Consider the following 8334-nt stretch of genomic DNA (forward strand, 5'->3'; position numbering starts at 1 on the left):
CTACCGCGACGAGGGCGGCAGGGACGCCGACCGGCTGCGGGCCTGCGCGCGGCTGTACGACGACTCCGTGCAGCTCGTCGTCACGGCTGACTCGGATGTACGGCGAACCGCCGACCTGCGCGGGAAGCGGGTGGGGATCGGGCAGCGGGGATCGGGGGTGAGCCTGATCACGGGCCGACTGCTGAAGGCCGCCGGACTGGACGCCGAGAACGACATCGACGCGGTCCGCAAAGGCATCGACACCATGCCGGACCTGCTGCGCCAGGGCAAGATCGACGCCTTCTTCTGGTCCGGCGGGCTGCCAACGGGGGCCGTCTCGGATCTCGCCGACGACTTCGACATACGCCTCGTGCAGCTCGGCGACCTGGTGGACGGGCTGCACGCGCAGGGCCCGGCGACGCGCCACTACAGAGCCGCGGTGATGCCGGCCGACGCGTACCCACGGGTTCAGAAGGGGGAGGCGGTGAAGACGATCGCCGTGTCGAACCTGCTGGTGACCACGGATCGTACGGACCCTGGGCTCACCGAGGGGATCACCCGGACCGTGATCGACAGCCGGGACCGGATCGGCAGTCAGGTGCACGCCGCGCAGCTGGTGGACCTGCGGACGGCGATCTTCACCGACCCACTGGACCTGCATGAGGGCGCTCGGCGCTACTACCGCTCGGTCAAGCCCTGACACCCGTGGGGTGGAGTCCTTACGCGGGCCGGACCTGACGCGGGGCCGGGCGCGCCGGATCCCCGCGCCGCACGAGCGCGAGGTGCGTGCGGCGCGGGGGTCAGGTCGGCCCTTGAGGCCCCGGTCGGTCTTAGAGTCGGTCAGCCCTGGGTGCGCGGGAAGCGCAGGGTGACGATCTCGAAGGGGCGCAGCGCCAGGTTCAACGAGCCGTCGGTGAGCGCCAGTTCGGGGGCGTCGGCCAGCTGGCGCTCCAGCAGGTCGCAGGCGGTGGCACCGGCGGCCGGGAACCCCGGGGTCAGGCGGGCCGCGGCCCGCCCGCCGCGCGACTCGTAGGCCCGGACGACCACGTCGCCGCTCTCGTCGTCGGCCAGCTTGACCGCGGTGACGACGACGGCGTCGTTGTCGACGGCGACCAGCGGGGCGACCTCGGCGTCGCCGGGGACGCGGCGCTCGGGCAGGTTGATCGCGTAGCCCTCGCGGACCGCGTCACCGATCTCCGCGCCCGGGGCGAGCGCGTGGCGGAAGCGGTGGACGCCCTGGTCGGTCTCCGGGTCCGGGAAGCGCGGGGCCCGCAGCAGGGAGACCCGGACCGTGGTGGTCGTGCCCCGGTCGTCGCGGACCGTGCGCGTGACGTCGTGCCCGTACGTCGAGTCGTTGGCGAGCGAGACGCCCCAGCCGGGCTCCGCCAGGTGGACGAAGCGGTGGTTGCAGGCCTCGAACTTGGCCGCTTCCCAGCTGGTGTTGGTGTGGGTCGGCCGGTGGAGGTGGCCGAACTGGGTCTCGGACGCGTACCGCTCGGCGTGGATGTCAATCGGGAAGGCGGCCTTGAGGAACTTCTCGGTCTCGTGCCAGTCGACCTCGGTGTCGATGTCGAGGCGCTTGGCACCGGCCGCCAGGGTCAGCACCTGGGTGGCCCGGGAGTCGCCGAAGGAGCGGACCACGCGGACCGACACCGCCTCCGGGCCGTCCGCGGCGACGGTGACCTCGTCCGCGTCGACCAGGTCGGTGACCGTGTTGCGGTAGAACTCGTCGACGTCCCACGCGTCCCACATGTTGGGGAAGTCGGGGTGGATCTGGAGCAGGTTGGCAGCCTGCCCCGGGGCGACGGTCTCCCGTTCGGCCTCGATGTCGTAGGCGGAGACGACCAGACCGCGCCCGTCGATCTCGACCCGCAGCAGGCCGTTGTCCAGGACGTGGCCGCCGCCGTTCCGCGCCGTCACGGTGATGGTACCGGCGCTGGCGGTGCTCGGACGGGCGCCGCCCGCGACTACGCCTGAGCGGGTGTGGGGCGCGGGGTTGAAGACCAGTTCGCCACCGGAGGCGGCATCACCGGCCAGCGCCCGCTGGGCGCCGTCGATGATCTCGTTCAGCTCCTCGGCCACGGCCGCGTACGTCTTCTCGGCCTCGCGGTGGACCCAGGCGATGGAGGAGCCGGGGAGGATGTCGTGGAACTGGTGCAGCAGCACCGTCTTCCAGATCCGGTCCAGCCGCTCGTAGGGGTAGGCGGCACCGGTGCGCACCGCGGCGGTGGCGGCCCAGAGTTCGGCCTCGCGCAGCAGGTGCTCGCTGCGCCGGTTGCCCTGCTTGGTCTTGGCCTGGCTGGTGAGGGTGGCGCGGTGCAGCTCCAGGTAGAGCTCCCCCACCCACACCGGCGGATTGGCGTACTCGGCCTCCGCCTTGGTGAAGAACTCGGTGGGCGTCTCCCAGTGGACCTTCGCCGAGCCCTCGATGTCCCGCAACCGGGCGGCCTTGGCGATCATCTCGCGAGTCGTGCCGCCACCGCCGTCGCCCCAGCCGGTGGGCGCGAGCGAGTGGTTCGCGACCCCCTTGTCCTTGAAGTTGCGGACGGCGTGGGCGATTTCGCGGCCCTGCATGGAGCAGTTGTAGGTGTCGACGGGCGGGAAGTGGGTGAAGATCCGGGTGCCGTCGATGCCCTCCCACAGGAAGGTGTGGTGCGGGAACCTGTTGATCTGGCTCCAGGAGATCTTCTGGGTCAGCAGCCACTTCGACCCGGCGGCCTTGATGATCTGCGGCAGACCCGCGGCGAAGCCGAAGGTGTCCGGCAGCCACGCCTCGTCGTTCTCGATGCCGAACTCGTCGAGGAAGAACCGCTTCCCGTGCACGAACTGCCGGGCCATGGCCTCGGAGCCGGGCATGTTGGTGTCGGACTCCACCCACATGCCGCCCGCCGGCACGAACCGGCCCTCGGCAACGGCCTTCTTGACCTTCGCGTAGACCTCGGGGCGGTGCTCCTTGATCCAGGCGAACTGCTGGGCCTGGGACATGGCGAAGACGAAGTCGGGCTCGCTCTCGATCAGCGAGGTCATGTTGGAGGTCGTACGCGCGACCTTGCGGACGGTCTCGCGCAGCGGCCACAGCCAGGCCGAGTCGATGTGAGCGTGGCCCACCGCGCTGATCCGGTGCGCGGAGGCGGGCGCCGGGGTGGCCAGCACTCCGGCGAGCTGCTCGCGGGCCGCGGCGGCGGTGCCGTTGACGTCCTGCAGGTCGACGGCGTCCAGGGCGCGCTCGATGGCGCGCAGCAGCTCCCAGCGGCGGGGGGCGTCGACGGGCAGCTCGTGCATCAACTCGCCCAGGACTTCGAGGTCCTGGATGAGGGCCCACACGGTCTCGTCGAAGACCGCGAGGTCCATCCGCTCGATGCGGTAGAGCGGGTCCGTCCCGGCCGTCTCCTTCTCGCCGAGGCCGGTGGGGCGGAATCCGCTGTCGCCCAGGATGACCGGGTTGGATGCGGACTCCAGGTGCCAGACCACCTCCTCGCCACCCTCCACCGGCGAGCCGACGCGCACCCACTGGTTGCGCGGGTTGAGGCCCTTCACGGGCGTGCCGTCCGGGGTGTAGACGAGGGCCTCGCACTGGAAGCCGGGCATGCGCTCGTCGAAGCCGAGGTCCAGCACGGCCTCGACGGTCCTGCCCGCCCACTCGCGGGGCACCTGGCCGGAGACCCGGAACCAGGTGGTTCCCCAGGGGGCGCCCCACGGGTCGCCCACAGCAACCGGGGTGTACTCGGCGGCCAGGCCTTCGGAGACGGGTACGGGCTCGCCCGGCGCGACCCAGGCGGCGACCTCCAGCGGTACGGACTCGGGGTGGACGGCGGGGCGGATGCGCTCGTCGAGGACACGCTTCAGACGGGCCTCGACGAGGCTGCGGTCGTCGTGCATGTGGGGGAGGACTCCGTAACTCTTCGTCGGTGGTACGGCGGTGCGGGTGCTGCGGTCTTACGAGTTGTAGCGGTAGGGCGGTACTGCGGGTGCCGCGGTGTTGCGCGTCGTGCGGTGGGACGGTTGTGCGCGCGGTGCGGGCGCGCCCGGGGCGTACGCGCGCGTGCCCCCGTACGCGGGTCAGTCCACCTGTTCCGGGGTGAGGACCTCGGTGATGCCCCGGGACGCCAGGTGCTCGCTGTCTCCGGCCAGGTCGGCGAGCACAACGGCCGGACGCGCGCCCTGTGCCGTCAACCTGCCCCAGGCCTCGTAGAACTGCCCACCGGGGGCGCAGGTCGAACGCAGCGGAGCGGACTCGCTGTCGCCGGTGTCGACCACGAGCGCGGTGGAGCGCACCTCCGGCGCGTGGTCGCGGCCCCGCCACTCTTCGGCGATCCTCGCGATGGTGCGGCCGGCGGGCTTGACCTGCTGATCGTTGGTCAGCAGGCCGAGGCTGTACTCGAGTTCGGGGAAGTCGGCCAGCGAGCGGGAGACGTCGTGGGAGCACCACCAGGTGACGCCCCAGACGTCCTGGCAGTCCAGGGCGTTGGCGATGGTCGCGTCGGTGAACTCCCCGGCGTGCTCGGCGGGGATGTGCGGGGCGGGGGCTCCGACCTCCTGGAGCCAGACGGGGCGGTGCGGGTCCAGGGCCCAGGCCTTGGACAGCTCGATCATGTACGCGCCGTGGTGCTCGGTCATGGTGCCCTTGCGGCCGTGCCGCTGGGCGGTGCCGTTGAACACCCACGAGTGGACGGCTGTCGCGCCGCCCAACCGGGCGGCCTGCGCGGGCGTGAAGGCGTGCTCGTCCTGGTACCAGGCCGCGTCGTACTCGGCGTGCACATGGAGCTTGCCGGGCGCACCTTCCTCGCAGGCATCCAGGACCCGCCGCAGCCAGGCGCCCGCCTGCTCGTCGGTGATGACGTCGGGGTCGGGGTGCGGCTCGCCCGAGAACTGGTTGATCTCGTTGCCGATGGTCATGCCGATGAAGTTGGGCCGGTCGGCGAGGGCGGCCGCCAGCGTGCGCAGGTACTCGACCTGGCCTGCCACGACGTCGGGGTCGGTGAAGATGTTGCGCCGGTGCCAGGTCCGGGTCCAGGCAGGCAGGAAGTCGAAGCTGGACAGGTGTCCTTGGAGGCCGTCCACGTTGACGTCCAGGCCGCGCTCGGCGGCCGCGTCGGCGAGCTGCACCAGCTGCTCGACGGCGCGCGGGCGGATCAGCGTCCGGTTGGGCTGGAACAGCGGCCACAGCGGGAACACCCGCACATGGTCCAGGCCGAGCCCGGCTATCGAGTCGAGGTCGGCGCGCACGGCGTCGAGGTCGAAGTCCAGCCAGTGGTGGAACCAGCCCTGGGACGGGGTGTAGTTGACGCCGAAACGGAGGGGGGTGGCGTTCATCGCGCTGTGCGGTCCTTCGTCGGAGCGGACGGATGCGGTGGCTGCGGTGGGTTGCTCGAGTGCGGATGGGCGCGGGCGGGCGGCCGGTGCCGGTCCTGCGAAGCGGACGCGGGCGTCAGCCCTTGACGGCTCCCTCTCCCACACCGCGGAAGAAGTAGCGCTGGAGGCAGGCGAACATCAGGATCAACGGCGCGACGGCGATGATGGTTCCCGCCGCGACGAGCCGCTCGTCGTTGGCGAACGTGCCGTGCAGGTAGTTGAGTCCGATGGTGAGCGTGAAGTTCTCCGGGTCGTTCAGCACGATCAGCGGCCACAGGAAGTCGTCCCAGGCACCCATGAAGGCGAAGATCGCGACCACGGCAAGGGTGCCCTTGACCGAGGGCAGCGCGATCCGCAGGAACCTCTGCCAGGTGTTGGCACCGTCGACGAACGCGGCCTCCTCCACCTCGTACGGCAGGTTGAGGAACGCGTTCCGCATCAGCAGGACGTTCATCGCGCCGATGCAGCCGGGAAGCAGCACGCCGACGAGGCTGTTGTTCAGCCCGAGGTCCCGCATGTTGGTGAACTGGGCGATGATGATCGCCTCGATGGGCACCAGCATGGCCAGGATGAAGACGAGCACGGCGACCTTCCGCCCCCGGAACCGGAGCCGGGCCAGGGCGTATCCGGCCAGTGCGGAGCCGACGCAGTTGGTGACCACGTTGGCGGTGGCGACCTTCAGCGAGTTCAGCGCGTAGTCCCACACCGGGATGATGTCAGCGACCCGCGCGTAGTTGTTCAGCGTCGGCTCACTGGGCAGCAGTTGGGGCGGGGAGCTGAAGATGTCCTCGTTCGGCCCCTTGAGCGAGGTGGACAGCTGCCAGAGGAACGGGCCGACGGTGAGCGCCAGTACGGCGAGGAGCAGGGCGTAGCGCAGGACGAGCTGCCATACGGGCGTGCGCCTGCCGTCGGCCAGGGCGAGCTTGGCGTCCGACATCAGACGTCCTCCTTGCGGTTGGCGCGGAGCACCAGGAGCATCAGGCCGAGGGTGACCACGAAGACGACGACCGACATGGCGGAGGAGTAGCCGACGCGGCCGGTCAGGCCGGTGCCGACCCGCTGGACGAGCATGACCAGGGTGGTGTCCTCGCCCGCGGGGCCGCCGGTCGGGCCCGCCATCAGGTACACCTCGGAGAAGACCTTGAAGGCCGCGACCGCGGAGAGCGCGCCGACCAGGACCATGGTGGAACGGACGGCCGGGACGGTGACGGTGACGAACCGGCGGATGGGGCCGGCCCCGTCGACCGAGGCCGCCTCGTGGAGTTCCTTCGGAACGTTGGCCAGGGCCGCCAGGTAAATGATCATGTAGTAGCCGAGGCCCTTCCAGACCGTCACGAACATCGCGCTGAGCAGCAGCAGCCACTCGTCGCTCAGGAAGCCGATCCGGCCGATCCCGACCATCTCCAACACGCCGTTGACCAGGCCGCGTTCGTCGAGAATCCACACCCAGATGAGGCCGACGACGACGATGGAGGCGACGACCGGGGTGTAGAAGGCCGAGCGGAAGAAGGTGATGCCGGGGAGGTGCTTCTGCACCAGCATGGCCAGCAGGAGCGGAAGGATCACCAGGGCGGGCACGACGCCCACGACGTAGAGGGAGCTGTTGCGCAGACCGATCCAGAACATCTCGTCGTGGATCAGCTCCTGGAAGTTCGCCAGCCCCACGAACTCGCCGGGCACCAGGGCGCGGCGGTCGGTGAACGCGTTCACCAGGGTGCTGAGGAACGGGTACAGGGCGAAGGCGGCGGCGATCAGGAGGCCCGGCGCGGCGAACAGCCAGGGCGTCACCGGCAGTTGGCGCCGGACGCCGCCGCCGGCCCTGCGGCCGGCGGCGGAACCAGGGCTGCGGAGAGCGGGCCCCGCGGTGGTCACGCCCGAGGAAGCCGCCGGCAAGGGGACGGGAGAGTGCGCACCGGCCTTCTCGGCCGGGGACTTCGCGGTGGGAGTGTTCATCCAGGGGCCCGTCTTCGTGGGGAGCGGTGATCAGCTCTGCTGGAGGAGCTGGTTGCACGCCTCGACAGCGCCGTCGAGAGCGGCCTTCGGCGACTCCTTGCCCTGGAGGGCACGGGCGACCGCGTTCTGGAGTTCCTTCTTCATCTGGTCGCTGAGCAGCACCGGTGTGTAGTTGACCGCCTCCTTGAGGGACTGGGCGGCGGCGACGCGGACCCTGGTCCCGTCGGTGCCGTCCTGCTTGGTGTAGTAGGGGTCGTCGAGCGAGCCCTTGGTGCTCGGGAAGATCGCGACCTTGCGCGCGAACTCCTCCTGGTGCTTCTTGTCGGTCACGAAGTGGGCGAAGGCGACGGCGGCGGGCTTCCGCTCGCTCTTGGCGTTCACCATCACGCCCATCACATACATGTTGTTCTTGCCCGTGTTGGTGACCATGTCCGTGATGCCGATGTTCTTGTAGAGGCCGGGCGCCTCCTTCTCGAACTTGGCGAGGTCGAGCGCGCTGCCCGGGTTCATGGCCACGGACTGGGTCAGGAACTTCTTGCCGGCCGACTCGGGGGTCGCGCTCAGTGCCTGCGAGTCAAGGGCCTTGGCCTTGTAGAGCTCGACGTACCGCTCCAGCAGCTCGACGCCCTTGGGCTCGTTGAACGTGAACTCGGTGCCCTCCTTGTTCATCGTCCGGACGCCGTAGCGCCCGAAGTCCTCGATGGAGGGGACGTTGGCCAGGGTCGCGACCTCGCCCTTGCTCTTCTCGGCTATCTCCAGCGAGGCGGTGAACAGCTCGTCGTAGGTCCGCGGCGGCTTGTTCTCGTTCAGGCCGGCCTTCTTGAACAGGCTCTTGTTGTAGAACAGCGGGCCGGTGTTCAGGTACCAGGGGAAGGCGTACGTGCCGTCCAGGCCCGGGACCTGGTGGCTCGCCCAGGCGCCGGGCAGGTACTCCTTCTCGTACTTGCCGGCGGCCTTGTCCAGGTCGAGCGCGAGGCCCGCCTTGGCCAGCGGGGCAACCAGGTCCGGGGAGACGTTGACGACGTCGGGCAGGGTGCCGCCGGCGGCACC

At 70.3% G+C, this 8334-nt stretch carries 6 protein-coding genes; 1 reads left to right on the forward strand and 5 read right to left on the reverse strand.

The features are described 5' to 3' along the window. On the forward strand, positions 1–679 hold a 679-nt coding region (locus AOK16_RS16665), incomplete at its 5' end, for a TAXI family TRAP transporter solute-binding subunit (RefSeq protein ID WP_055473032.1). 140 nt (positions 680–819) lie between these two features. Here the strand turns inward: AOK16_RS16665 and AOK16_RS16670 are convergent. From AOK16_RS16670 to AOK16_RS16690, 5 genes are all read right to left on the reverse strand, one after another. Continuing rightward, complete coding sequence (locus AOK16_RS16670; protein ID WP_055473033.1) at positions 820–3858, reverse strand: alpha-mannosidase; 3039 nt, start codon at positions 3856–3858, stop codon at positions 820–822. Between the two features lie 180 nt (positions 3859–4038). After that, entirely contained in the window at positions 4039–5292 is a 1254-nt protein-coding gene (locus tag AOK16_RS16675) for a glycoside hydrolase 5 family protein (RefSeq protein WP_055473034.1), read from the reverse strand. A gap of 115 nt (positions 5293–5407) precedes the next feature. Then, positions 5408–6268, reverse strand: coding sequence for a carbohydrate ABC transporter permease (locus AOK16_RS16680; protein WP_055473035.1), 861 nt, complete (start codon positions 6266–6268; stop codon positions 5408–5410). Next, the gene (locus tag AOK16_RS16685) at positions 6268–7284 is read right to left on the reverse strand and encodes a carbohydrate ABC transporter permease (protein WP_055473036.1); all 1017 of its coding nucleotides are present in this window, start codon (positions 7282–7284) and stop codon (positions 6268–6270) included. Before AOK16_RS16685 ends, AOK16_RS16680 begins: the two co-directional genes overlap by 1 nt. A 30-nt stretch (positions 7285–7314) precedes the next feature. Then, a partial coding sequence (locus AOK16_RS16690) for an extracellular solute-binding protein (protein WP_055473037.1) occupies positions 7315–8334 on the reverse strand: 1020 nt, incomplete at its 5' end.

The organism is Streptomyces pathocidini (genome assembly GCF_001418495.1).
GTDB lineage: Bacteria > Actinomycetota > Actinomycetes > Streptomycetales > Streptomycetaceae > Streptomyces > Streptomyces pathocidini.

Excerpts from the sequence above, each read along its gene's own strand:
- AOK16_RS16680 (WP_055473035.1), bottom strand. The coding sequence starts at position 6,268 with ATGTCGGACGCCAAGCTCGCCCTGGCCGACGGCAGGCGCACGCCCGTA.
- AOK16_RS16685 (WP_055473036.1), bottom strand. The coding sequence starts at position 7,284 with ATGAACACTCCCACCGCGAAGTCCCCGGCCGAGAAGGCCGGTGCGCAC.
- AOK16_RS16675 (WP_055473034.1), bottom strand. The coding sequence starts at position 5,292 with ATGAACGCCACCCCCCTCCGTTTCGGCGTCAACTACACCCCGTCCCAG.
- AOK16_RS16670 (WP_055473033.1), bottom strand. The coding sequence starts at position 3,858 with ATGCACGACGACCGCAGCCTCGTCGAGGCCCGTCTGAAGCGTGTCCTC.